This window comes from Yersinia sp. FDAARGOS_228 (assembly GCF_002073315.2).
Classification (GTDB): domain Bacteria; phylum Pseudomonadota; class Gammaproteobacteria; order Enterobacterales; family Enterobacteriaceae; genus Yersinia; species Yersinia intermedia.
Genome location: NZ_CP020409.2, coordinates 448,737 through 472,718, shown reverse-complemented (window position 1 = coordinate 472,718; position 23,982 = coordinate 448,737). Strand labels below are relative to the sequence as shown.

Genomic DNA, 23,982 nt, shown 5'->3' with positions numbered 1-23,982 from the left:
CATGGTTAAATTCGAAAATAAAGATCCGTTGATGTTAGCCAGACAATTACCGAATAAGTCTGTGGCGCTGATTCTGGCCGGAGGTCGTGGTTCTCGCCTGAAAGATTTGACCGCCACCCGTGCCAAACCTGCAGTACATTTTGGTGGCAAGTTCCGTATCATCGATTTTGCGCTCTCTAACTGCCTGAATTCAGGTATTCGCCGTATCGGTGTCATTACCCAGTACCAGTCTCATACTCTGGTGCAGCATATTCAACGTGGTTGGTCATTCCTCAATGAGGAGATGAACGAGTTTGTTGATTTATTGCCTGCCCAACAACGTTTGAGTACCGAGCATTGGTACAAAGGTACTGCGGATGCAGTTTATCAAAATCTGGATATTATCCGCCGCTATGAGGCGGAATATGTCGTCATTCTGGCCGGTGATCACATCTACAAGATGGATTACTCGCGCATGCTTATTGACCATGTGGAGAAAGGTGCTGAGTGTACCGTTGCTTGTATCCCCGTCCCGATTAACGAGGCCCATGAGTTTGGGGTGATGGAGGTAGACGAGGATTACCAGATAACGGCGTTCTTTGAAAAACCTGCGAACCCACCTTCAATGCCTGGGCGGCCAGATATGGCGTTAGCCAGTATGGGGATCTATATTTTTAATGCCAATTATCTATTCAAGTTATTAGAAGAAGATATGAATACCCCCGGCTCGACGCATGATTTTGGTAAAGATTTGATTCCCAAGCTTACCGAGCAGAAGGCGGCTTGGGCACATCCATTTGATCTATCCTGTGTGACATCCAATGCTGAATTGCCGCCTTATTGGCGTGATGTTGGGACATTGGATGCCTACTGGCGGGCCAACCTCGATTTAGCATCGGTAACACCTGAGCTGGATATGTATGACCGTGCCTGGCCAATTCGTACCCATATGGAACCTTTGCCGCCGGCTAAGTTTGTCCAGGATCGCTCAGGTAGTCATGGCATGACCATGAATTCGCTGGTGTCTGGTGGTTGTATTGTGTCTGGCTCGGTAGTGGTGCACTCGGTGTTGTTCCCACGGGTGCGGGTGAATTCGTTTTGTACCATTGATTCCACGGTATTGCTGCCTGATGTCAATGTTGGCCGCTCGTGCCGTTTACGTCGCTGCATTATTGATCGCGCCTGTCATATCCCTGAAGGGATGGTTATCGGGGAGAACGCCGATGAAGATAGCGCCCGTTTTTATCGTTCTGAGGGGGGAGTGGTGTTAGTGACGCGTGCGATGCTGGCTAAGTTGGCCGCAAAATAGGGCTATTTTATTTGCCATTTTGAACTTGGGCGGTGCTAAAAATCCTCACGTACTACGTGTACGCTCCGGTTTTTGCGCGCTGTCCGCGTTCAAATTGGCTGCAACAATAACGCCCATTTGGTTCATTTCTAGTTTATTAGATTAGACGTAAGCCAAAACCAAATGGAAGGATCAGGAAAAATGATGCGGGTTCTACACGTATGTTCTGAGTTATTCCCTTTGTTGAAAACAGGGGGATTGGCTGATGTTGTCGGCGCTTTACCTGCCGCACAAATTGCTGAAGGGGCTGATGTTCGGGTCATGCTACCGGGCTTCCCTGATTTGCACCGTGGTATACCAGATACTGTACTGGTCCGGGAGATCGACACCTTTGCTGGGCGAGTCTCTCTGCGTTACGGCCATTATGAGGGTATTGGCATCTATCTTATTGATGCGCCGTGGTTGTATGACCGAGCTGGCAGCCCTTACCACGACCAGTCGTTGAATGCCTATGCCGATAACTATCGCCGCTTTGCCTTGCTGGGGTGGATGGCGTGTGAACTGGCTTGTGGGCTGGATGGCTACTGGCGTCCAGAGGTCGTGCATGCCCATGACTGGCACGCTGGGCTGGCCTGCGCTTATCTGGCCGCGCGTGGTAGACCAGCACGGTCGGTATTTACCGTCCATAATTTGGCTTATCAGGGGCTATTTTCAGGGCATCATTTGGCTGAACTACAACTTCCTGCTGCATTTTTCCAAATGTACGGGCTGGAATTCTACGGTCAAATTTCCTATCTGAAAGCCGGGTTGTTCTTTGCTGATCATGTCACCACCGTCAGCCCAACCTACGCCAAAGAGATTACCCAACCTGCTTTTGGTTACGGCATGGAAGGGCTACTGCAAGAGCGTGCCAGTCAGGGGCGTTTGACCGGCATTCTTAACGGGGTGGATGGCAATATTTGGGATCCACAGAGTGATACCTTGCTGCATGCCTGCTATGACGCAGAGAACCTGCAAGAAAAAGCCATCAACAAAGTGCATCTGCAAACGACGATGGGGTTGGAGGTGACAGATAAGAAACCTGTTTTTGCCGTGGTCAGTAGATTGACTGAGCAAAAAGGGTTGGATTTGGTGTTGGACGCTTTGCCTGAATTACTGAAGTTGGGTGGGCAATTGGCGGTCTTGGGGGCGGGAGATGCCATTCTACAAGAGGCGTTTTTGGCGGCAGCGGCAGACTATTCCGGCCAGGTTGGGGTACAAATTGGTTATCACGAGGCATTTTCTCACCGAATCATTGCCGGTGCAGATGTGATCCTGGTGCCTAGCCGCTTTGAACCTTGTGGGTTAACGCAGTTATATGGTTTGAAATATGGCACTTTGCCACTGGTCCGGCATACGGGCGGGTTGGCAGATACCGTGGTGGATTGCGCGCTGGAAAATCTGGCGGATGGCAGCGCCTCGGGGTTTGTGTTTGATGAATGCGATGCGCAGGCATTGGTGCGGGCAATACGCCGTGCTTTTGTTCTGTGGAGCCGGCCAAAACATTGGCGTCATGTTCAGCGCCATGCAATGGGGTTGGACTTTGGTTGGCAAGTAGCTGCTGGTCAATATCTGTCACTTTATCGGCGTCTCTAATTGTCGATTTGTTGTAACCACGAATTGGGAAAACCGCTATGACATCACCGTTCAGTTATACCTCACCCGTTGTCAGTGTGGATGCGCTGAAACACTCGATTGCCTACAAATTGATGTTTATTGTTGGCAAAGATCCCTCGATTGCGACTCAGCACGACTGGCTGAATGCGACATTGTTTGCGGTACGTGATCGGATGGTAGAGCGCTGGCTGCGTTCTAACCGTGCGCAATTATCACAAGATGTGCGTCAGGTTTACTATCTATCGATGGAGTTTCTGTTGGGGCGAACGCTTTCTAATGCACTGCTATCGATGGGGATTTATGAAGATATCGAACAGGCACTGGACGAGATGGGCCTTAACCTGTCTGAGTTATTGCAAGAAGAAAACGACCCTGGATTAGGCAATGGTGGCTTGGGCCGACTGGCGGCATGCTTTCTGGATTCATTGGCAACGTTGGCACTACCGGGCCGTGGCTACGGCATCCGCTACGAATATGGCATGTTCAGCCAGAAAATAGTGGATGGTCAACAGATGGAGTCGCCAGATAACTGGCTGGAATACGGCAATGCCTGGGAATTCCCACGTCATAATACCCGCTATAAAGTGCGCTTCGGTGGGCGAATTCAGCAGGAAGGCAGTAAAACCCGCTGGCTGGAAACCGAAGAAATCCTTGCCTGTGCTTATGATCAAATCATCCCCGGCTTTGATACGGATGCCACTAATACACTGCGCTTATGGTCCGCGCAGGCCAGTAATGAAATAAATCTGGGTAAATTCAATCAGGGTGATTACTTTGCTGCGGTTGAAGATAAAAACCATTCAGAAAACGTATCACGAGTGCTGTATCCCGATGACTCTACCTATTCCGGCCGTGAATTACGTTTACGACAAGAGTACTTTCTCGTGTCGGCGACGGTGCAGGATATCCTCAGCCGCCACTGGGCCATGCACCAAACATTCGATAATCTGGCAGATAAGATTGCTATTCATCTCAATGATACTCACCCAGTCCTTTCCATTCCTGAAATGATGCGTCTGTTGATCGACGAACATAAGTTTAGTTGGATGGAGGCATGGGATGTTGTGCAGCAGGTGTTCTCATACACCAATCACACGTTGATGACCGAAGCGCTGGAAACTTGGCCAATCGACATGATCGGCAAGATCCTGCCGCGCCATCTGCAAATCATTTTTGATATCAATGATCATTTCCTCAAACTGGTACAGGAACAATATCCGTCTGAACCCGAACTGTTATCACGGGTCTCTATTATTGATGAAACTCATGGGCGGAAGGTACGAATGGCATGGCTTGCGGTGATCGCCAGCCATAAAGTTAACGGTGTGTCTGCCCTGCATTCCGAGCTTATGGTGCAGTCGCTGTTTGCCGATTTCGCTCACATTTTCCCTAATCGCTTCTGCAATAAAACCAACGGAGTGACACCACGGCGTTGGCTGGGGCTGGCTAACCGGCCACTGGCGAAAGTTCTGGATGAGAGTATCGGTCATCATTGGCGGACTGATCTTAGCCAACTCAGTGAACTGGAAAAAAACCTCGATTACCCCAGCTTCTTGCAGGCATTACAAAAGGCCAAGCTGGAGAACAAAAAACGGCTGGCGATTTACATTGCGGAAAAACTCAATATTGTGGTTAATCCGGCGGCGCTGTTTGATGTACAGATCAAGCGTATTCATGAGTACAAACGGCAACTGCTGAATGTGTTGCACGTTATCACTCGCTATAACCGTATTCTCGAAGCACCGGATGATAAATGGGTGCCACGCGTGGTGATTTTTGCCGGTAAAGCGGCATCAGCGTATTACAATGCTAAGCAAATCATTCGGTTGATCAACGATGTAGCGAAAGTGATCAACAATGATCCTCGGATTAATAATCTGCTTAAAGTGGTATTTATTCCGAACTATAGCGTGAGTTTGGCGCAGTTGATCATTCCGGCCGCAGACCTATCGGAACAGATTTCGCTGGCGGGAACCGAGGCTTCAGGTACCAGTAATATGAAGTTTGCTCTTAACGGGGCGCTGACAATCGGCACACTGGATGGGGCCAACGTCGAAATCCGCGAACATGTGGGCGAAAAGAATATCTTTATCTTCGGTAACACCACCGAACAGGTCGAAGCGCTGCGCAACAACGGTTATAACCCGCGGAAATATTACGATGAAGATCCTGAACTGCATCTGGCATTGACGCAAATGGCGACGGGCACCTTTAGTCCAGAAGACCCTAAACGCTATACCAGCTTGTTCGATTCACTGGTCAATTTTGGTGATCACTACCAGCTATTGGCCGATTATCGCAGCTATGTGGATACTCAGGAGCAAGTTGATAATCTATATCGTCATTCGGACGAATGGACGCGCAAAACGTTACTCAATATTGCCAATATGGGTTACTTCTCTTCAGATCGTACCATTGAGGAATATGCCAATGAGATTTGGCATATTAAACCTATCAGGCTGTAGTTATATCCACTGAGTTAATAATAAAAACCCTCTTCAACAGTGAAGAGGGTTTTTTTAAACAGATCGACGCGCCGGATGGGTTATCAGGAAACCAGCGATAATGTCTGTTGTTTCCCGGCCTGTACTTGCGCCAACCATTGGGCAATGCGCTGTTTCTGTGCATCGTCCAGAGCCATACCTAACTTGGTACGGCGCCAAATTGCATCATCCAGTTCAACAACCCATTCTTTTTCAACCAGATAGCGCAATTCTGCTTCGTATAAGCCATGGCCGAAATGTTCACCCAAGCTTTCGATACTGGTCGCTTCTGCCAAAATTAGTTCGCTATGGCTACCATAGGTATGGGTATAGCGGCGGGCCAGCCCTTCAGGCAACCAGTTATAGCGATGGCGCAACTGAACAGTATAGTTATCACGGCTGCCGCCAAGATCCCCGCCCGGTAACGCGCCAGTCTTGGTCCATGCCGGGCCAACATTCGGATAGTAGCCAGACAGTTTTTCCAGCGCGTGTTCTGCCAGTTTGCGATAGGTAGTCAGTTTGCCGCCAAATACAGAGAGCAGTGGCGCTTTACCGTCTTCATCGGCTACATCCAACGTGTAGTCGCGGGTGACGGCTTGTGGTGAATCTGATTCATCGTCACATAGCGGGCGCACACCTGAGTAGGTCCACACGATATCGTCGCGACCCAACTGCTTTTTAAAGTGATCGTTATACACTTTCAGCAGGTAATCGATCTCTTGTGAGTCGATTTTCACCTCTTTCGGATCACCGTGGTATTCCACGTCTGTGGTGCCGATGATGGAATATTCATCTAACCACGGAATGACGAAAACAATACGGTGGTCTTCGTTTTGCAGAATATAGGCCTGCGGCTGATTATGAACCCGTGGTACGACAATATGGCTGCCTTTGATCAAGCGAATGCCATAAGGTGATTTCAGCTTCAGGCCGTCGTCGAAGAATTGCTTAACCCACGGGCCGGTGGCATTTACCAAGCCTTTGGCCCGGCAGGTAAAGGTTTTGCCAGTATTCACATCAATGGCTTCAACCACCCATAGACCTTGTTCACGCCAGGCGCGAGTCACTTTGGTACGGGTGCGAACTTCACCGCCGCGCTCGACCACTTCTTGTGCATTCAGCACCACCAGACGGGCATCATCGACCCAGCAGTCAGAATATTCGAAACCGCGCACCAATTCTGGTTTCAATACCGATTCTGGTCCAAAACGCAGCCCTTTACTGGCAGGCAAACTGGTACGTTTGCCCAAGTGATCGTACAGGAACAAACCGGTGCGGATCATCCAGGCTGGGCGCAGGTGGGGTTGATGCGGCAAACGAAAACGCATTGGAAACGCAATATGCGGTGCCAGTTTCAATAATACTTCACGTTCGGCCAGTGCTTCACTTACCAGACGGAATTCATAGTGTTCCAGATAGCGCAGACCACCGTGGATAAGTTTGGAGCTGGCGGAAGACGTAGCACAGGCCAAGTCTTGCGCTTCCAGCAGCAGAACGGACAGGCCACGCCCTGCCGCATCAGCAGCGATACCGGCACCATTAATGCCGCCACCGATCACGATCAAGTCTTTGGTTTCCATGCTTCCTTCCTCCAGATGTTCGGAATAGCTCTTTAATGTTCGTTTTCGCTCACGATTGTAATCAAAAACCAACAAATAAGCCAAGAGTTAACCAAAAAAAAACATTCCCCCGTGATGGAGGTAACAATTTTGTTATCAAAATGTGGGAGGAAGGACTGGATTTGGATTTGGATTTGGTGATTAGGTTTGGTGATTAGGTTTGGTTGTTCGGTGTTCTGTGGTCCGATTCGGTTGTTAGATCACTTGAGTTGACTTAACAACCGCACCGGATCACCAAAACTAAAATTTAACGACTAACACAACTCCAATTGAACCTGATGCTGCTCAATAATCTTCATCACACTCGGAGGAGGCGCCTGATCAGTAAACAGATAATCAATCAAATTCATGTTCCCCAAATTCACCATCGCGTTACGGCCAAACTTGGAGTGGTCGGTCACCAGCATCACACAACGGGAGTTCTCGATAATCGCTCGCTTGGTGCGCACTTCATGATAATCAAACTCCAAGAGCGAGCCGTCCATATCAATACCACTGATGCCGAGGATGCCGTAATCAAGACGGAACTGAGAGATGAAATCCAGTGTGGCTTCACCAATAATCCCGCCATCGCGGGTACGAACTTCACCACCTGCCAGAATCAGCCGGAAATCCTCTTTGGCCGTTAGCAAGGTAGCAACGTTAAGATTATTGGTTACTACCCGTAGCCCCTTATGGTTCATCAGCGCGTGGGCGACCGCTTCTGGCGTCGTGCCGATATCAATAAACAGTGTTGCACCATCGGGGATCTGGCTAGCAACACGCTGGGCAATACGCGCCTTTTCTTCTGACCACATCACTTTACGATCGTTATAGGCGGCATTAACCGAGCTGGAAGGAAGTGCTGCACCACCATGATGGCGATGAATTTTGTTTTGGTCAGCCAAATCATTCAAATCACGCCGGATGGTTTGTGGGCTAACGGCAAAATGTTCTACTAACTCTTCAGTACTGACGTAGCCTTGTTGGCGTACTAATTCAATAATCGCATCATGCCGCTGCGTTTGCTTCACGGTAATCCCCTAATGCGCCTGGTTGCTCCAGGCGGTTATTGTGTGGTTCTTACGCTGCTGCGCGTATCCCAAAATGCCATTAATAACCCAATAATCAAACCTGAAACGTGAGCTGCATTAGCAATCGACAAACCTAAAACATCGAAATAACCGGCAATCAGCCAGAGAACAGAAAAAGCCATTAAACCTCTTGGCAACGAGATACCGCGCTCAGGTGCGCGTTCGCCGGTCAGCCAGACATAACCCATTAAGGCATATACCACACCAGACAGACCGCCAAAATTCACACCGCTAAACAGCGATTGCCCCCAGCCGCTGAACAGGGCCGAAACAACAGTTAATACCAGCAATTTACCGGTGCCAAGCCGTTTTTCCATTTGCCCTGCCAGATACCACCACCACATCAGGTTAAACAAGATATGCAGTAGCGAAAAGTGTAAAAAACCATGGCTGACCCAACGCCAAAGTTGTAGGTATTGGCTCTCGTCACGGGGCCAGGCAAGCCATGACATCACCGCCGCATCGCCGACAATCTGCATCAGAATATAAATGGCGATGCATAGCACCATGACACTCAATGTCAGTGGGCCGGCCTGACTGCGCAGCGTCTGCAAGTAGGAAAAGCGCTGATAGGATAAATTTGAGTGTAAATTACCCGATTGCCAGCTTGCGGCCTGATAGCGTGGATTGAGTGGCTCCAGCAAAAACTGCTCCAGCTCCTGCTGTACCAAGGGCAATTGCTCGTCATCGGCGAGCCAGATCTCTGAACCCTGAGTATCAGGCCGAACTTCCAAGACCACATTGCGAGTGGCCATATAATCCACAAAGGCCTGCGCCAGGCGCGGATTAGAGATTGCTATTACACGAATCATATTGCCCATTACCGTCTATACCTTTCGTATCTGAAGCCGCAGGGTTGTAAGCGGTGTTCGCTTGTTGCCTACCTGCAACACTAATGATTTTGGGTATAGATATTATGAATGCGATTAAAGTGCTTAAAAATATCACAATCTGGTCGGCTGTGGCGAATCGCAAGCTACAAACAGATAACAAAATCAGACATTTTCACGAATGATTTCTTGCGGATAGCCTTTGGCCCAAGCCTCAAAGCCACCGTCAATACTGTAAACCGCCTCAAAGCCTTGCTGGAGCAAATATTGCGCTGCCCCTTTGCTGCTATTGCCGTGGTAGCACATCACCATCACCGACTGTTCAAAATCAGTTTGTTGCATAAAGGTATGTAGGCTGTTATTGGTCAAATGGAACGCAGTGGGTGCATGGCCCGCCTCATAACTCTGTGGATCGCGGATATCGACTAATACGGCGGTATTCTCTTTCAGGTGGCGATGAGCCTGCTCAACACTGATGGTTTCAAACTGTTCCATTTTTCTTTACCTTACAAAAATGCATTTAGAGAGAAAATGCCAATGCGCGATTATAATCATTTTTTAGCTGATAAATACCAGACTAACTGTAATGTTATTATTGTCTCTAGTTCAAATGCAATATATTGTGTTTTTTTATAGAATTAATAAATTGAATCTATTGTTATTAATATATATGGCTTGTTTGGAATAAAGCTATTCCGTTTATCAAGTGCATAATATCAGACTGCTATTTATAATGATAATATTAAGGTGGAGAAAAAGAATACCTGTTTCAATACTAACCCGATATTAAAGTCATTGCTGAGATTCATTAAATATTTCAATGAGGTGGGGATTTTTGTTGTAAAAATGAAATGAAAGAATATATGGCTATTTTTCACTTGTCTTTTCAATCACGAGATGTTGTTTCAACCCCCAAGGATATTAAAAAATCAACAGTTATAGCTGATAATATTATTAATATAAAAATATTATTGCCAAAGACCACTGACCGCAACAACATTCGTTTAATGTAAATTGCAGTACAGTGGTAACTTATTGCTATAACTAGAAAAAATAATCAAACATAACCCATCATCTGTAGCAAACGCTGTGCCTGTTGTACCGCTTCCTGGCGGTGAGCAACACCCAGTTTTTGATATAAATTACGGATATGGGTTTTAATGGTGGTAGCTGCCACTTCCAGCTCACCGGCGATTTGTTCATTACTGTAACCGGAGTAAATCAGCCCCAATACCTGCCATTCGCGCTGGGTTAGCGGGCTGGTACGGATCAGTTCCGGTACTTGCGGGTGAGTTAGCAGTTTATCGACAAATATCTCATCAAAATGGGCGAATTTATGCCGATGGTGCTGGTTAATATCTTTCAGTATCCGCTGAGCACGGTGCTGCTCCAATTCAGGTAACGCATTAAGCTGAATCAGTTGGCGCAACTGCTGCGCCATAACTTCACCTTCAATCACGAAATGGCTGATGAAACCAGTGCGGTTAGCCAATGACAGTGATTCAATTAGCGCTTTCTGGGCCTCGCTTTTACGTTCGGTTTGCCAGTAAAGAATATTGCTTAACAACAGATTACGGTTGAGGTCACTGGTTAAACGGAGGCGGCGGGCATTTTCGTTCAGTTCATCCAATACCACTTCGGCTTCATTAAAACGCCCTAGCATGATCTGTATTCGCGCGATATTGCGCCACTGCCCCTGTAAAAAGTGATTATCCGCCATCCCTGGTTTTTCTGCCTGGCGCAGCCAATTTGCGGCGGCGACTTTGTCCCCGGTCATCTGCCAGTGAATAACCCGTGGCTTATCGGCATTGGTTATCCAGTCGAGATGATACTGGCTGCCGTGTTGCAGGGCTTCGCAACGCTGGATATACATATTGGCGTTATCCAGATCGCCACGCGCCAGTGAACATTTTGCCAGCATCGCCAAACACTGCAATTGCTGCTGGGGTTGGTAATTGACCAGAATCTCGATGCCTTTGCGTGCCGCTTCTTCAGCTTCATCCAGCCGTGACCACGACCATAAGATTTGCGAGCGAATACGCAGCAGGAATTCATGCATCGGCAACTGCTCAAGGTGTTGTTCATGAATCAAATCAAAGGCTTTATCTTGCGTTTCATAAGCGGCTTGCAGGAAACCTTGCGCAATCAGGATTTCGCTCTGTTGTAGCAATGCCCATAAGGCATAGTGATAGGCTTCGTGGCGGCGTGCCATTTGCTCGGTTTGCTGCATCATGGGCAGTGCACGGCTTAGCTCCCCTTTACAGTGATGAACTTCACCGGTTACGGAAGTGGCCACAATACGGCTATAAAAGTTCGCCATCGGCAGATATTTCAGCGCATCAGTTGCCAGTTTTTCGGCTTCATCCGGTTTACCGGCATTGATAGCCACCTGAGCACGCAGGGCATCAAACTCAGCGCGTAAAATCTCATCGATAGGAATTTTGCGCTCTTGCATTGCCGATTCAGCGCGTTCGAGCAGAGTATTCACCTCACCATAACGGTGTTGGCTTTGCGCCAGCCAGGCTTGTAACAGTGCCAGTTCTGGATTCTGTACCAATAAAGAGTAAGGCAGGGCGACCAGGCATTGCTCCAGCAGCGCCAACTCACTGTGGTTAAACAGCGTCCAGGCATGTTGCAGTAAAATATCACGTAACATGCCAACATCACCTGCGGCCAACGCATGGTGGATTGCTTCAGCCGGGTAGCCCAGCGCCATCCAGCCTTCAGCGGCTGAGTGATGCAATTCCGGTAACTCCAACGCCAATTCCCACTGGCAGCGCTGGCGCAAGAAAGTGGCAAATAGTGGGTGGAAGCAGAACCATTCACCACTATCATCCATACGATGAATAAATAACCCTTGGCGCTCCAACTCTTCCAGCCGTTGCTGACCGTTATCTTCTCCGGTCAGGCGCACAATCAGGGCATCATTCATGGAACGTAATACCGAGCAACGCAGTAGAAAAGCACGGGAATTGCTATCCACCTGATCCAATACTTCATCGACCAGATAGTCTGACAAATGGCTGGCATTTAACCCTGCCAGGCGTTTTGCCGATTTTTGCGCGGATGAGTTGGGTTGACGCGATGACAGTGCTATCAGTTGCAGCGCAGTGGCCCAGCCTTCAACTTCATCACACAAGCGGCTGCTATCACCTTGTTCCAGTGGTACGGACAGGCGGCAATCAAAAAATTGCTGCGCTTCCTGATGATTAAATGCCAGTTGCTGCATGCCTAATTCCAGCAACTGGTCGCGCACCCGCAGGTTAGCAATTCCCAGGGGTGGCAAGGTGCGGGATAGCAGGATCAGCGTCATATTTTCTGGCTGATGTCGCAGGAAGAAACGCATAGCTTCATGAATAGCGTCATTGGTAATCAGATGATAATCATCGATAACCAGATAAAGCGGGCCGTCCCAATCGGACAACTCAATAAATAATTGCGCGAACAGCGCTGAAAGGCTGGCGTATTGATGCTTTTGGCTGAGCGCTTCACTTTTACTGCAATGGCCGCCAGTTGCTAACTGCACAGCAGCAATCAGATAAGAGGCGAAACGCTCTGGCTGATTGTCACTTTCATCCAGTGAATACCAGCCAAGATCAGATTGGTCGGCTGCCCACTGAGCGATCAAGGTCGTCTTGCCGTATCCTGCCGGGCAATTGATTAATGTCAAACGATAGTTCGCGACACCTGATAATTTAACCAACAAGCGGTCGCGTATCACGGTATTTTGCAGCCGTACCGGGCGGCTCAGTTTTGAGGGGATCAGCATGCTGTGTCCGGTTTAACTAATATCCGGTGAGAAGACGTCCTGGCGATTGATATGTCCATTTGTAATGAAATGTTACAGGCATTCATAAGAGTAATTATTTTTAGCCTCGTAATTAATCAGCACTGCTAAGGTCTGATAACGGCCATATTATTGCAATAGAGTTAATGTTTCCTATGGCTGTAAGTTGCACCGGATCACAATTTTAGCTACGCCCTGCGACTCATCCCCAGCTAATCCCCCGGCAGGATGATGCTCTTGCCCGTTCTCATTGGCAGGATAAGGGTAAAATTACCCCACTCACAGGATAGAGACTCCCTATGTCACAGCCTACGCTTAAAAAGGACGATTTCCTGGCCGCACTGACCCGCCAGTGGCAGCGCTTTGGCCTAACTTCAGCTCAGCAAATGACTCAACACCAATGGTGGGAGGCTGTCAGCGCGGCGTTAGCCGAACAATTGGCGGCTCAGCCTGCACCAGGCAAACCCCAGAAAGTCCAACGGCATGTTAACTACATTTCAATGGAGTTCTTAATTGGTCGTTTAACGGCAAACAACCTGATTAATCTGGGTTGGTATGATCAAGTCGAGGCGTTGCTGGCCGAGCAGCAAATTAACCTGTGTGACTTGCTGGAGCAGGAAACTGATCCTGCGTTGGGCAATGGCGGTCTTGGGCGTTTGGCGGCCTGTTTCCTTGATTCGATGGCAACCGTTGAGCAACCCGCCACCGGTTATGGGTTGAATTATCAATACGGTCTGTTCCGCCAATCTTTCAGTGAATGTAAACAACAGGAAGCCCCAGACAACTGGCAGCGCGAGAGTTATCCGTGGTTCCGCCACAATGCCGCGTTGGCGGTTGACGTCGGTTTTGCTGGCAAGTTAGAAAAACTCGCTGATGGCCGTCAGGTATGGCGTCCGGCCTTCACCTTGCGTGGTGAAGCTTGGGATTTACCGGTGCTGGGTTTTCGCAATGGTGTTACTCAACCGTTGCGTCTCTGGCAGGCGACTCATCAACATCCATTTGATTTAACTAACTTTAATGATGGGAAGTTCCTGCTGGCCGAAAAAAATGGCGTTGAAGCAGAAAAACTGACCAAAGTATTGTATCCAAACGATAACCATCTGGCCGGCAAACGTCTGCGCCTGATGCAGCAATACTTCCAATGCGCCTGCTCGGTGGCGGATATTTTACGTAAGCACCATCTGGCTGGCCGTAAACTGGCTGAATTACCGGACTATGAAGTTATTCAACTGAATGATACTCACCCGACTATCGCTATTCCTGAAATGTTGCGAGTGCTGCTGGATGAGCATCAGCTAAGCTGGGATGCGGCGTGGGCGATCACCAGTAAAACCTTCGCCTATACCAACCACACGTTGATGCCTGAAGCACTTGAATGTTGGGATGAGAAATTGGTGCGTAGTTTGTTGCCACGCCATTTTGTCATCATCAAGCAAATCAATGCGCAGTTTAAAAAGGTGGTGGATAAGCAATGGCCAGGGGATGAAGCGGTGTGGGCCAAGCTGGCGGTTCATCATAATAAACAGGTGCGAATGGCCAATTTGTGTGTGGTCAGTGGCTTTGCCGTCAACGGTGTAGCGCAACTGCATTCTGATTTGGTTATCAAGGACTTGTTCCCTGAATATTATCAATTATGGCCAAATAAATTCCATAATGTTACTAATGGTATTACGCCGCGGCGTTGGTTGAAACAATGTAATCCGGCATTATCTGGCCTGATTGATGACACGCTGAAAGTGGAATGGGCGAATAATCTGGATGCATTAGCCGGGCTTGAGTCTTATGCCGAAGATAAGGCTTTCAGGGGCCGTTATCAGCAGATCAAATATGATAACAAAGTTAAGTTAGCTGAATATATTAAACGCACCATGGGGCTGACCATTAACCCAGAGGCCATTTTTGATGTGCAGATTAAGCGGTTACATGAATATAAGCGTCAGCATTTGAATCTGTTACATATTCTGTCGCTCTACCGCCAGATCCGTGACAACCCAAATCTGGATATCGCACCGCGTGTGTTCTTGTTTGGTGCCAAAGCCGCACCTGGTTATTATTTAGCTAAGAATATCATTTATGCGATCAATCAGGCTGCGGATAAGATCAACAATGATCCGATCGTCAAAGATCGCCTAAAAGTGGTCTTTATCCCTGATTATCGGGTTTCAGTTGCAGAATTGATGATCCCAGCGGCGGATGTGTCCGAGCAAATATCAACCGCCGGTAAAGAAGCCTCCGGCACTGGCAACATGAAACTGGCACTGAATGGTGCATTGACGGTGGGCACCCTCGATGGGGCTAACGTTGAAATTGCCGAGCAGGTGGGTGACGAAAATATCTTTATATTCGGTAACACCGTGGAGCAGGTAAAAGCCATTTTGGCGAAAGGTTATAAGCCGCAGAAGTATCTTAAAGCCGATGCGCACCTGAAAAGCATTCTGGATGAGCTGGCCAGTGGTGCGTTCAGCCAGGGTGATAAACATGCATTTGACATGATGCTGCATAGCCTGTTGGAAGGGGGTGACCCTTATCTGGTATTGGTTGATTTTGCCTCATATTGTCAGGCACAGCAGCAAATTGATGCCCTGTATCGCGATAAGGATGAATGGACCCGCCGTACCATTCTTAACACTGCCCGTGTAGGGATGTTCAGTTCTGACCGTTCAATTCGTGATTACCAATCACGGATCTGGCAAGCCAAACGTTAAGGAGAAGACTGCATGGATCGTAAATCGCTCGATCAAGCAGCAACACTGGCAGGGATAGCCGCCAGCTACATTAATGCTCATGGTAAGCCGCAGGCTATTTTGCCGGAAACCAAGCAACAGTTGTTGGCGGCCATGGGGCGTACCTACGTGCCTCAGGACACCCAGACAGAAAGTGCACCACTACCGGTGGTGAAAGTATTTACTTTTGGTAGCCCAATGCAGCTACCAATGGCGGGTTCAGGCGATTATCACTGGCAATTACAGACAGAAAAAGGTGAGTTGCATCAGGGGCGTATCAGTGCAAAAAAGACACTGACATTGCCCTCTTCTCTGCCGCAGGGTTATCACCGTTTGATTCTTGAACAAGGCTTACAACAGTGGCAGTGTTCAATTATTGTGGCACCGAAACGTTGCTATGAGCCAGATGCGTTGCTGGCCGGGAAAAAGTTGTGGGGCGCTTGTGTGCAGCTCTATACCCTGCGTTCCGAACACAACTGGGGTATCGGTGATTTTGGTGATCTTAGCCAGATGTTGGAGCAAGTGGGCGAGCGTGGTGGTGCCTTTATCGGTTTGAATCCGATTCATGCGCTGTATCCGGCTAATCCACAGAGTGCTAGCCCCTATAGCCCCTCGTCAAGACGCTGGCTAAACGTGGTTTATATCGACGTGAACCGCGTGGATGAGTTTCAGCATAGCGAAGCGGCGCAACTCTGGTGGCATCAGCCAGAAACGCAACAGGTGCTGGCTGAAGTTCGGGCTAATGAGTGGGTTGATTATCCGCAGGTCATGCAACTTAAATTGATGGCGTTGCGTTTGGCATTCCCGCTGTTTACTGCCCGTAAAGCAAAAGATGCACGGATGCAGGCATTCCACCAGTTTGTGGAACAAGGCGGTCGTAGCCTGCATCAACAAGCCGCTTTTGATGCGCTACATGCGCATTTGAGTGCACAAGACCCAATGATGTGGGGCTGGCCGGTGTGGCCAGAAAAATACCGTGATGGGCACAGCACTGCGGTGGCTGATTTTTGCCGCGAATACGCGAGTGATGTGACCTTCTATCTATGGTTACAGTGGTTGGCCGCCACTCAGTTTGATAGCTGTTTCCGCAACAGCCAGTCACGAAAAATGCCGATTGGCTTATACCGCGATTTAGCCGTTGGTGTGGCTGAAGGCGGTGCTGAAACTTGGTGTGACCGCGAGTTATATTGCCTGAAAGCCTCGGTAGGGGCTCCGCCTGATATTTTAGGGCCGCTGGGCCAGAACTGGGGGTTGCCGCCAATGGACCCGCACGTCATGGTTGCGCGTGCCTACCAACCCTTTATCGATTTACTGCGCGCTAATATGACCAGTTGTGGCGCTCTGCGTATTGACCATGTGATGGCCTTATTGCGTCTGTGGTGGATCCCCTATGGGCAGACTGCCGCTCAGGGGGCTTACGTTAAATATCCGGTCGATGATCTTTTGGCGATATTGGCGCTGGAAAGTCAGCGTCATCACTGCATGGTGATTGGTGAGGATTTAGGCACGGTACCCGTAGAAATTGTGGCTAAGCTGCGTGACAGTGGGGTGTATTCCTACAAAGTGCTCTATTTTGAGCATGACAGTGAGAATACCTTCCGTGCGCCGCAGTCTTATCCGGCACAGGCGATGGCCACCATTACGACCCACGATTTGCCGACCTTACGGGGCTATTGGCAAAGTGATGATCTGACGTTGGGGAATAAGCTGGGGTTATATCCAGACCAACAGATATTGAAGCAGCTTTATCTTGATCGGGAACGGGCTAAGCAAGGGTTATTGGAAGGGTTACATCACTATGGCTGCCTGCCAAAGAGGGTAGGTCACAAAGCGTCACTCCTCTCGATGAGCCCAGTCCTTAACCGAGGATTACAGCGCTATGTTGCCGACAGCGCCAGCGCATTACTGGGTTTGCAACCAGAAGATTGGTTGGATATGGCGACGCCGGTAAACATTCCTGGTACCAGCGAGGAGTATCCAAACTGGCGGCGTAAATTGACCACGACGTTGGAAGAGATGTTTGCTGACAGCCAGATTAATCGTTTATTGAAGGATTTGGATAAGCGGCGTAAGAATGTGTCGGCGGGGTGATAAGGGGAGGGAATCCCTCAGTAGGCTGCCAATAAAGTGCTCGTGGCGGAGAGAACAGGCAGATCGTAAAGATGCCGTCAATACGCCCATGTAGGTTCGTGCCGCGCCATCCCTGGCGCGGACGCTTTACTCTTCTGCCTATCCTCACCGCTCCAGATTGAGTCATCTGGTTTTGTCAGCATTAAGAACAATATTATTCATTGGCGTTACAGCAAGGCAGCCAGCGAACAAATCCCGATGAGCTGACATCAGTCAGTGATTCGGGTGAGAGAGCGAAGCTAACACCGCTGTAGTGCCAAAGACGCAGGACAATTAGTAATAGCAGCGCTCAATTATTAGCCAAAGTCATTGGTGTTACAGCAAGGCAGCCAGCGAACAAATCCCGATGAGCTAACATCAGTCAGTGATTCGGGTGAGAGAGCGAAGCTAACACCGCTGTAGCGCCAAAGACGCAGGACAATTAGTAATAGCAGCGCTCAATTATTAGCCAAAGTCATTGGTGTTACAGCAAGGCAGCGAGCGAACAAATCCCGATGAGCTGACATCAGTCAGTGATTCGGGTGAGAGAGCGAAGCTAACACCGCTGTAGTGCCAAGGACGCAGGACAATTAGTAATAGCAGCGCTCAATTATTAGCCAAAGTCATTGGTGTTACAGCAAGGCAGCCAGCGAACAAATCCCGATGAGCTGACATCAGTCAGTGATTCGGGAGAGAGAGCGAAGCTAACACCGCTGTAGCGCCAAGGACGCAGGATAATTAGTAATAGGAATGCTCGCCGCGCTGATGCTCGGTCAAATCCCTCACACCCTTCAATTCTGGGAATTTCTGCAACAGCTCTTTTTCAATGCCTTCTTTCAGTGTGACATCAACCATAGAACACCCGTTACAGCCGCCGCCAAATTGCAGGATAGCCAATGCATCTGGTGTGATCTCCATCAGTGTCACACGGCCACCATGCCCTGCCAGTTGCGGGTTAATCTGCGATTGCAGAACATATTCAACCCGCTCCATCAATGGTGCAGTATCATCAACTTTACGCATTTTGGCATTTGGCGCTTTCAGTGTCAGTTGAGAACCTAGTTGGTCAGTGACGAAATCGATTTCAGCGTCTTCCAAATAAGGCTTGCTCATTTCATCAACATAAGCTGATAACTGCTCAAATTTTAGTACGGTATCTGTTGCTTCGACCGCATCCGGTGGGCAATAAGACACGCCGCATTCAGCGGTTGGTGTTCCGGGGTTGATAACAAATACACGGATTTGGGTGCCTTCTTCTTGATTTGCCAACAGTTTGGCAAAATGAGATTGTGCTGCGTCTGTTATTGTGATCATGGCATCTGCTCAATAGTTGACTATTCTTGTCGGTTATAATACGCCCATTGCTGGGGTGACTACAAGGTTCGGCAGATACACCACACCTGTAGTGAGGCAATCCCCTCGGACCATAGTAGATCAGCTATCTCATTCAGTGTACTGCCCGTTGTTACGACATCATCCAGCAGCGCAATATGTTGCCCACGCAGAGACTGCGTACAGCGAAATATCCCCCGCATATTTTTACGCCGCGCGGTAGCCTTTAATCGCTGCTGCGGTGGTGTAGCCCGCACTCGCTGTAACGTCATATGACTGTAATGGCAACTAAGCCAGTGTGCCAATGGCTGTGCTAACAGGTCTGTTTGGTTATAGCCGCGCCGCCAACAACGCCAGCGGTGTAAAGGCACACTAATGATTCTTTCTGGCCTGATAACCTTACCCTGACGGCAGGCATCGAGCCAGCGTAGCAATAGTAAACGGGCCAGTACCGGTGCTAATTGTGTGACGCCATTAAATTTGAGCTTTTTTATCAACCTGTTCAAGGGCGGGGCGTAATCGCTGACAAAGGTGATGCTTGCCCAGCGGGGTGGCGCATTAAGGCAGCGGCCACAAGGTAACGCGGTATTGGTGCAAGGCAAGCCGCAACGAGGGCAACAGGGCGGCAATTTAGGTAAATGGCGCTTGCAGTAACAACAAATACCGTGCCGTGGGTGATATAACGATTGTCGGCATAGCCAACACTGGTTGACGATTGTTAGCATGTACCTCTTCCTTGATAAGTGATGCATAACGGGGCTAAGGCGGCAGGATATTAACGTATGAAACAACTTTATTGGAACATCTGTGGCGAAGGCGATTGCGATCTTGTGCTGCTGCACGGATGGGGGCTGAACGCCGAAGTCTGGCATTGCATAATTGATAGACTCGCGCCGCATTTTCGTCTGCATTTGGTGGATCTCCCCGGTTATGGGCGTAGCAAAGATTTTGGTGCGATGTCACTGCCTGATATGGCAAAAATTGTCTTACAACAAGCGCCAGAGCAGGCTTTGTGGCTCGGCTGGTCGATGGGTGGGCTGGTGGCCAGTCAGATAGCCTTGACTCAGCCAGAGCGTGTGCGCGGGCTGATCACTGTCTCCTCCTCGCCATGTTTTACCGCACATGATGAATGGCCGGGGATTCGGCCGGAGGTCTTGGCTGGTTTCCAACAACAGTTAAGTGAAGATTTTCAGCGTACGGTTGAGCGTTTTCTGGCATTGCAAACTCTGGGGACGGCAAGTGCACGACAGGATGCCCGTTTATTGAAAGCGGTGGTGCTACAACACCAGATGCCGGCGGTAGAAGTGTTAATCGGTGGGCTAGATATTCTGCGTACTGCCGATTTACGGCCAGCACTGGTCGAGAGTGCTCTGCCCATGCTGCGTATTTATGGTTATCTGGATGGGTTGGTACCGCGCAAAGTCGCCTCGTTACTAGACAGCACCTGGCCGCATAGTCAGTCGGTAGTGATGAAGGGATCAGCGCATGCCCCCTTTATTTCTCATCCTGATGATTTTTCAAAATTACTTATCGACTTTTTAGCGCATGTTGACGCTAAAATCACACTGAAATAGCTAACTGCTACAGATTTAAGGCCTTAGCACATAGTGATGAATAGAATTTAATGTGCAATTTAATGGCTAAATATTAAATCTGCTTAATAATTAAGAAGGTTCAAATTGGCGCATCCCCGCGCACTAGCATGGGGAAAGCGTTTTCCTTAAGGTTGTGGGGGGCCACTGAGCGTGGCATCACATCAGCCAACTGTCATGAATTAAATCAATATCATCTTTGTTTTTCTCAATGTTTTTATACACATTAACTCTTTACTTGCGAGGTATTCGGTATGAATTTATTGAAAAATCTGGCTGTTGCTCTGGTTGTGACTGGGGTTTCTTTTGGCGCGATGGCGGCGAAAGAAATTACCAAAGAAGAAGCGAAAAAGTACGAGAAGATCGGCACTATCACCACGTCGGGTCAGGCAACATCGCCGATGGATGTGAAAGAAGAACTGTCAAAATTGGCTGACGAGAAAGGCGGTAAGTATTATGTGATTATCGCCGAGCGTGAGAAGAAGAAGTTTGACGCTAATGCCGATGTTTATAAGTAATAATAAGACAGAGATGCCCGGCGGGCATCTCTATTTCTGACTTAATGATGATTTTTTATCTGATAAATCACGATATTACAGTGATTATTTCCTTCAGGGCAACGCTTGCAACTGCCTGTCAGACACCCACGATTATCTTGTTCAATGCGTTCAATCTTGCCCATTGCCGTTAGCCTTTCCAGCATGGCCTCAACCAGAGGTAAAGGCGTTGCCAATTGCTGGCTTAGCTGATTCGCTCCTGTGCTGCCACACAGAGCGATGGCATCGCGTAGTTGTAGTAGGCTTGCCATTATGCCTCCTGTCGCAACAACCGTTGTTTGTTAGTGACAATCATTGCCAGCACTCTGACAACAATTCGCGGGCTTACTGTTTTGCAATCGGACGGTTACCCGGCTCCGCGCGCGGCGCAATCCAAACAAAATTAATACATTAACCATAATAACCACAGCCATAATCATTAGGCTTTGTGGCGGATGCTGGTGAAAGGTTGCTGCCTGATAGAACAGGGTTGCCAGTGAGTAGGCCACATTCAGCCCCCACAGAATTGAGAAGGTCATCCAGCCACGGCTGGTTTCCCGAGCGATAGCCCCCATGACCGAGACGCAGGGCACATAGAGCAACACAAATATCAGATAGCTATAGGCGGCAATGCTGGAACCGAATTTACTGCTCATCATGCCCATCGAACCGGCCGCCATTTCGCCATCACCTTTGCTGGCTTCAATGGGATTTGATAACACGCTAAGGCTAAAAGTATCTTTTAAACCCTGCCAGGTGATTTTAACTGCCCCCGCCAATTCGCCCGGTAAGTTGAAGCTCTCAGCATCAAAGGGCTCGTTCTTAATCTGCTCTGCGGTATAGAGGGTATTGAGTGTCCCTACCACCACTTCTTTTGCCATGGCACCGGTCACTAACCCTACGGTTGCCTGCCAGTTATCACTATGGACACCCATGGGGGCCAGCAATGGCGTCAGCACTTTACTGACTGATGCCAGTGCTGAGTCATTGATGCTATCTACAGGTTTGCCACTGAAAGAGAAGCTGTTTAGGCCGCCGATGAAGATACTGGCGATGACAATCACTTTCCCAGCGCGCAGTACAAAACCTTTTAGCCGTTGCCAGGTTTGCAATAACAAGCTCTTGAGGTGGGGCACATGGTAAACCGGCAGTTCCATCACAAAGGGTGAGGCCTCGCCACGCATAATGGTGTATTTCAGCACCAGCCCGGTGAGAATGGCAACCGCGATGCCCAACAGATAGAGAGAGAAAACGATACTGGCCCCGTCCTGGCCGAAGAATGCCGCTGCGAAGACAGCAAAAATCGCCAGCCGTGCGCCACAGGACATAAAGGGAGCCATCATGATGGTGATCAGGCGTTCGCGTTGCGCATCCAGCGTTCGTGCACCCATGATCGAGGGCACATTACAGCCGAAACCGACAATCAGCGGTACAAAGGATTTACCCGGTAACCCCAGCGCTTGCATCAGCCGGTCCATCACAAACGCGGCACGGGCCATATAGCCGGAGTCTTCTAAAAAGGAGAGGAACAGGTACATCATGCCAATTTGTGGCACCAACGGCAGCACGGTATTAATCCCACCCCCTACGCCTTGAGCGAGGAAGATGGTCAACCACTGTGGGAAATGCAGGGTATAACCCACCCATTGCAGCCCCTGAATAAAGATAGCCGCAGAGCCAATATCAAAGATGGGCTGCAACGCACCACCGATATTGATGGCTAATACGAACATTAAATACATGACAAACAGAAAGATCGGTACACCTAACCAGCGATTAAGGATCACTTTATCAAGCGCTTGTGTCAGGCGGTTTGGTTCCGCTTGTTGCGAGTTACCGACCACATCACAGATGCGGGCAATACTTTGATAACGGGCATCGGCTATCACCAGTTCGGGATCTTCGTGTTGGCTTGCTCGCAGATTGTCGCGTGCCACTCCCACGATTGAGGGGGCGATGCCAGCACGTGCCAGGCTATAGATATCACCTTCCAATATTTGCAGTGCCAGCCAACGGCGCTGCTGCACTGGCCAGAACTCAGGCATGGCCTCTACCAACTTATCCACTTCACTGAGTAGCACTGGCGGGTAGTTAACCAAAGCCTTAAAGGGAACCGGCTGAAGCTCATCAATACTGCTTTTTAATTCATTGATACCCTGCCCACGGGTGGAGACCAGCGGAATAACCGGACAACCTAATTGCTGTGATAACGCATTGATATCAATATCGATATGCTGGCTTTTGGCAATATCCAACATATTGAGCGCCACAATACAGGGGATACCCAATTCAACCAGTTGCAGTGTCAGATAGAGATTGCGCTCCAGATTGACCGCATCAATAACATTAATCAGCAGGTCAGCTTCGCCACTCAAAATATAGTGACAAGCAATTTGCTCATCCAGCGAAGTTTGCTCAGAAATGGTGGTCAGGGAGTAGGTTCCCGGCAGGTCAACCAGTGTCACCTGATGCTGCGCGGTAGTGAAATGGCCTTCTTTGCGCTCCACCGTAACCCCGGCCCAGTTCCCCACCCGTTGACGGGCACCGGTTAACTGATTGAAAAGGGTAGTTTTACCTGCATTGGGGTTGCCGATCAGGCCGATTGTGAGTGCTTTCATGATCCAACGTGATATCAGTAAATTAAAATCAGACTACACAAGAGCGCTTTGACACACAGCCCGGCAGCCAAAATAGGATGTTGGCCCGTAATATTAGGGTTGCAGGTCCAGCGTAAGCAGGTCTAAGTCTTTTTTCCGTAGCACCAGACTGACCCGACGGGTTTCTATCTGTATGGGGTCACCTAATGGCGCCAGGCGGACAACATTAAATGAAGAGCCGGGTAGCATACCCAATGACAATAATTTCTGCCGGTAAGCCGGGCTGATTTCAGGCGAGAAACCAACAATTTTATAGGAACGCTGCGGGATAAGATGCATAGGAGCCTCTTGTTATTATGTTATTGGCGCACCAAAATT

17 protein-coding genes and 1 pseudogene are annotated in these 23,982 nt (G+C 49.0%); 7 read left to right on the top strand and 11 right to left on the bottom strand.

Features of this window, described 5'->3' with window-relative positions:
• Window position 1: 1 nt before the first annotated feature.
• From glgC to glgP, 3 genes are all read left to right on the top strand, one after another.
• Window positions 2-1,288 (top strand): glucose-1-phosphate adenylyltransferase, encoded by a 1,287-nt coding sequence (gene glgC, locus A6J67_RS02245; RefSeq protein ID WP_005186037.1) that lies wholly within the window; start codon window positions 2-4, stop codon window positions 1,286-1,288.
• A gap of 183 nt (window positions 1,289-1,471) precedes the next feature.
• A complete protein-coding gene (gene glgA, locus A6J67_RS02240) occupies window positions 1,472-2,902 on the top strand; it encodes a glycogen synthase GlgA (RefSeq protein ID WP_032906612.1) in 1,431 nt (476 codons plus the stop codon).
• A 38-nt stretch (window positions 2,903-2,940) separates the two neighbouring features.
• Window positions 2,941-5,388 (top strand): glycogen phosphorylase, encoded by a 2,448-nt coding sequence (gene glgP / locus A6J67_RS02235; RefSeq protein ID WP_005186043.1) that lies wholly within the window; start codon window positions 2,941-2,943, stop codon window positions 5,386-5,388.
• Window positions 5,389-5,471: 83 nt separating this feature from the next.
• Here the strand turns inward: glgP and glpD are convergent, their stop codons facing one another.
• The 5 genes from glpD to malT all read right to left on the bottom strand — a co-directional run bounded on the left by glpD (window position 5,472) and on the right by malT (window position 12,697).
• Window positions 5,472-6,986: a glycerol-3-phosphate dehydrogenase gene (gene glpD, locus A6J67_RS02230; protein WP_032906564.1), complete on the bottom strand. Its 1,515-nt coding sequence runs from the start codon at window positions 6,984-6,986 to the stop codon at window positions 5,472-5,474.
• Between the two features lie 293 nt (window positions 6,987-7,279).
• On the bottom strand, window positions 7,280-8,038 hold the full coding sequence (locus A6J67_RS02225; protein WP_005186048.1) for a DeoR/GlpR family transcriptional regulator: 759 nt from the start codon (window positions 8,036-8,038) through the stop codon (window positions 7,280-7,282).
• Between the two features lie 35 nt (window positions 8,039-8,073).
• A complete protein-coding gene (gene glpG / locus A6J67_RS02220; RefSeq protein ID WP_080608456.1) occupies window positions 8,074-8,910 on the bottom strand; it encodes a rhomboid family intramembrane serine protease GlpG in 837 nt (278 codons plus the stop codon).
• 183 nt (window positions 8,911-9,093) lie between these two features.
• Window positions 9,094-9,423 carry a thiosulfate sulfurtransferase GlpE gene (gene glpE, locus A6J67_RS02215; protein ID WP_005186054.1) on the bottom strand — a complete coding sequence of 110 codons (330 nt, stop codon included), beginning with the start codon at window positions 9,421-9,423 and terminating at the stop codon, window positions 9,094-9,096.
• A gap of 562 nt (window positions 9,424-9,985) precedes the next feature.
• On the bottom strand, window positions 9,986-12,697 hold the full coding sequence (gene malT, locus A6J67_RS02210; RefSeq protein ID WP_005186065.1) for an HTH-type transcriptional regulator MalT: 2,712 nt from the start codon (window positions 12,695-12,697) through the stop codon (window positions 9,986-9,988).
• 317 nt (window positions 12,698-13,014) lie between these two features.
• Between malT and malP the strand changes: the two genes are divergently transcribed.
• Together malP and malQ are read left to right on the top strand one after the other, a co-directional pair.
• On the top strand, window positions 13,015-15,420 hold the full coding sequence (gene malP, locus A6J67_RS02205; RefSeq protein WP_080608025.1) for a maltodextrin phosphorylase: 2,406 nt from the start codon (window positions 13,015-13,017) through the stop codon (window positions 15,418-15,420).
• 12 nt (window positions 15,421-15,432) lie between these two features.
• A complete protein-coding gene (malQ, locus tag A6J67_RS02200; protein ID WP_050297617.1) occupies window positions 15,433-17,529 on the top strand; it encodes a 4-alpha-glucanotransferase in 2,097 nt (698 codons plus the stop codon).
• 21 nt (window positions 17,530-17,550) lie between these two features.
• Here malQ and A6J67_RS23845 read toward each other — a convergent pair.
• The 3 genes and pseudogenes from A6J67_RS23845 to gntX form a co-directional block, all read right to left on the bottom strand.
• Window positions 17,551-17,619, bottom strand: a pseudogene (locus tag A6J67_RS23845) (gluconate 5-dehydrogenase); the annotation flags it as partial.
• Between the two features lie 666 nt (window positions 17,620-18,285).
• Window positions 18,286-18,861, bottom strand: a complete 576-nt coding sequence (gene nfuA / locus A6J67_RS02190; RefSeq protein WP_005186074.1) for a Fe-S biogenesis protein NfuA — start codon at window positions 18,859-18,861, stop codon at window positions 18,286-18,288.
• Window positions 18,862-18,920: 59 nt separating this feature from the next.
• A complete protein-coding gene (gene gntX / locus A6J67_RS02185) occupies window positions 18,921-19,604 on the bottom strand; it encodes a DNA utilization protein GntX (protein WP_050297616.1) in 684 nt (227 codons plus the stop codon).
• A gap of 57 nt (window positions 19,605-19,661) precedes the next feature.
• On the opposite strand from gntX, the gene bioH reads away from it, so the two are divergent.
• Complete coding sequence (gene bioH, locus A6J67_RS02180) at window positions 19,662-20,453, top strand: pimeloyl-ACP methyl ester esterase BioH (RefSeq protein ID WP_050087906.1); 792 nt, start codon at window positions 19,662-19,664, stop codon at window positions 20,451-20,453.
• 272 nt (window positions 20,454-20,725) lie between these two features.
• Window positions 20,726-20,989: a YdgH/BhsA/McbA-like domain containing protein gene (locus A6J67_RS02175; protein ID WP_005186084.1), complete on the top strand. Its 264-nt coding sequence runs from the start codon at window positions 20,726-20,728 to the stop codon at window positions 20,987-20,989.
• A gap of 41 nt (window positions 20,990-21,030) precedes the next feature.
• Here A6J67_RS02175 and A6J67_RS02170 read toward each other — a convergent pair whose 3' ends face one another.
• From A6J67_RS02170 to feoA, 3 genes are all read right to left on the bottom strand, one after another.
• Entirely contained in the window at window positions 21,031-21,279 is a 249-nt protein-coding gene (locus tag A6J67_RS02170) for a FeoC-like transcriptional regulator (protein ID WP_005186087.1), read from the bottom strand.
• Between the two features lie 30 nt (window positions 21,280-21,309).
• Window positions 21,310-23,625, bottom strand: a complete 2,316-nt coding sequence (gene feoB, locus A6J67_RS02165) for a Fe(2+) transporter permease subunit FeoB (RefSeq protein WP_042568768.1) — start codon at window positions 23,623-23,625, stop codon at window positions 21,310-21,312.
• Between the two features lie 93 nt (window positions 23,626-23,718).
• Window positions 23,719-23,943 carry a ferrous iron transporter A gene (feoA, locus tag A6J67_RS02160; protein ID WP_005186094.1) on the bottom strand — a complete coding sequence of 75 codons (225 nt, stop codon included), beginning with the start codon at window positions 23,941-23,943 and terminating at the stop codon, window positions 23,719-23,721.
• Window positions 23,944-23,982: the final 39 nt, after the last annotated feature.

Excerpts from the sequence above, each read along its gene's own strand:
- glgP (WP_005186043.1), top strand. The coding sequence starts at position 2,941 with ATGACATCACCGTTCAGTTATACCTCACCCGTTGTCAGTGTGGATGCG.
- A6J67_RS02170 (WP_005186087.1), bottom strand. The coding sequence starts at position 21,279 with ATGGCAAGCCTACTACAACTACGCGATGCCATCGCTCTGTGTGGCAGC.
- malP (WP_080608025.1), top strand. The coding sequence starts at position 13,015 with ATGTCACAGCCTACGCTTAAAAAGGACGATTTCCTGGCCGCACTGACC.
- gntX (WP_050297616.1), bottom strand. The coding sequence starts at position 19,604 with ATGCTAACAATCGTCAACCAGTGTTGGCTATGCCGACAATCGTTATAT.
- nfuA (WP_005186074.1), bottom strand. The coding sequence starts at position 18,861 with ATGATCACAATAACAGACGCAGCACAATCTCATTTTGCCAAACTGTTG.
- feoB (WP_042568768.1), bottom strand. The coding sequence starts at position 23,625 with ATGAAAGCACTCACAATCGGCCTGATCGGCAACCCCAATGCAGGTAAA.
- bioH (WP_050087906.1), top strand. The coding sequence starts at position 19,662 with ATGAAACAACTTTATTGGAACATCTGTGGCGAAGGCGATTGCGATCTT.
- glpG (WP_080608456.1), bottom strand. The coding sequence starts at position 8,910 with ATGATTCGTGTAATAGCAATCTCTAATCCGCGCCTGGCGCAGGCCTTT.
- glgA (WP_032906612.1), top strand. The coding sequence starts at position 1,472 with ATGCGGGTTCTACACGTATGTTCTGAGTTATTCCCTTTGTTGAAAACA.
- feoA (WP_005186094.1), bottom strand. The coding sequence starts at position 23,943 with ATGCATCTTATCCCGCAGCGTTCCTATAAAATTGTTGGTTTCTCGCCT.
- malT (WP_005186065.1), bottom strand. The coding sequence starts at position 12,697 with ATGCTGATCCCCTCAAAACTGAGCCGCCCGGTACGGCTGCAAAATACC.
- glpE (WP_005186054.1), bottom strand. The coding sequence starts at position 9,423 with ATGGAACAGTTTGAAACCATCAGTGTTGAGCAGGCTCATCGCCACCTG.
- glpD (WP_032906564.1), bottom strand. The coding sequence starts at position 6,986 with ATGGAAACCAAAGACTTGATCGTGATCGGTGGCGGCATTAATGGTGCC.
- malQ (WP_050297617.1), top strand. The coding sequence starts at position 15,433 with ATGGATCGTAAATCGCTCGATCAAGCAGCAACACTGGCAGGGATAGCC.
- A6J67_RS02175 (WP_005186084.1), top strand. The coding sequence starts at position 20,726 with ATGAATTTATTGAAAAATCTGGCTGTTGCTCTGGTTGTGACTGGGGTT.
- glgC (WP_005186037.1), top strand. The coding sequence starts at position 2 with ATGGTTAAATTCGAAAATAAAGATCCGTTGATGTTAGCCAGACAATTA.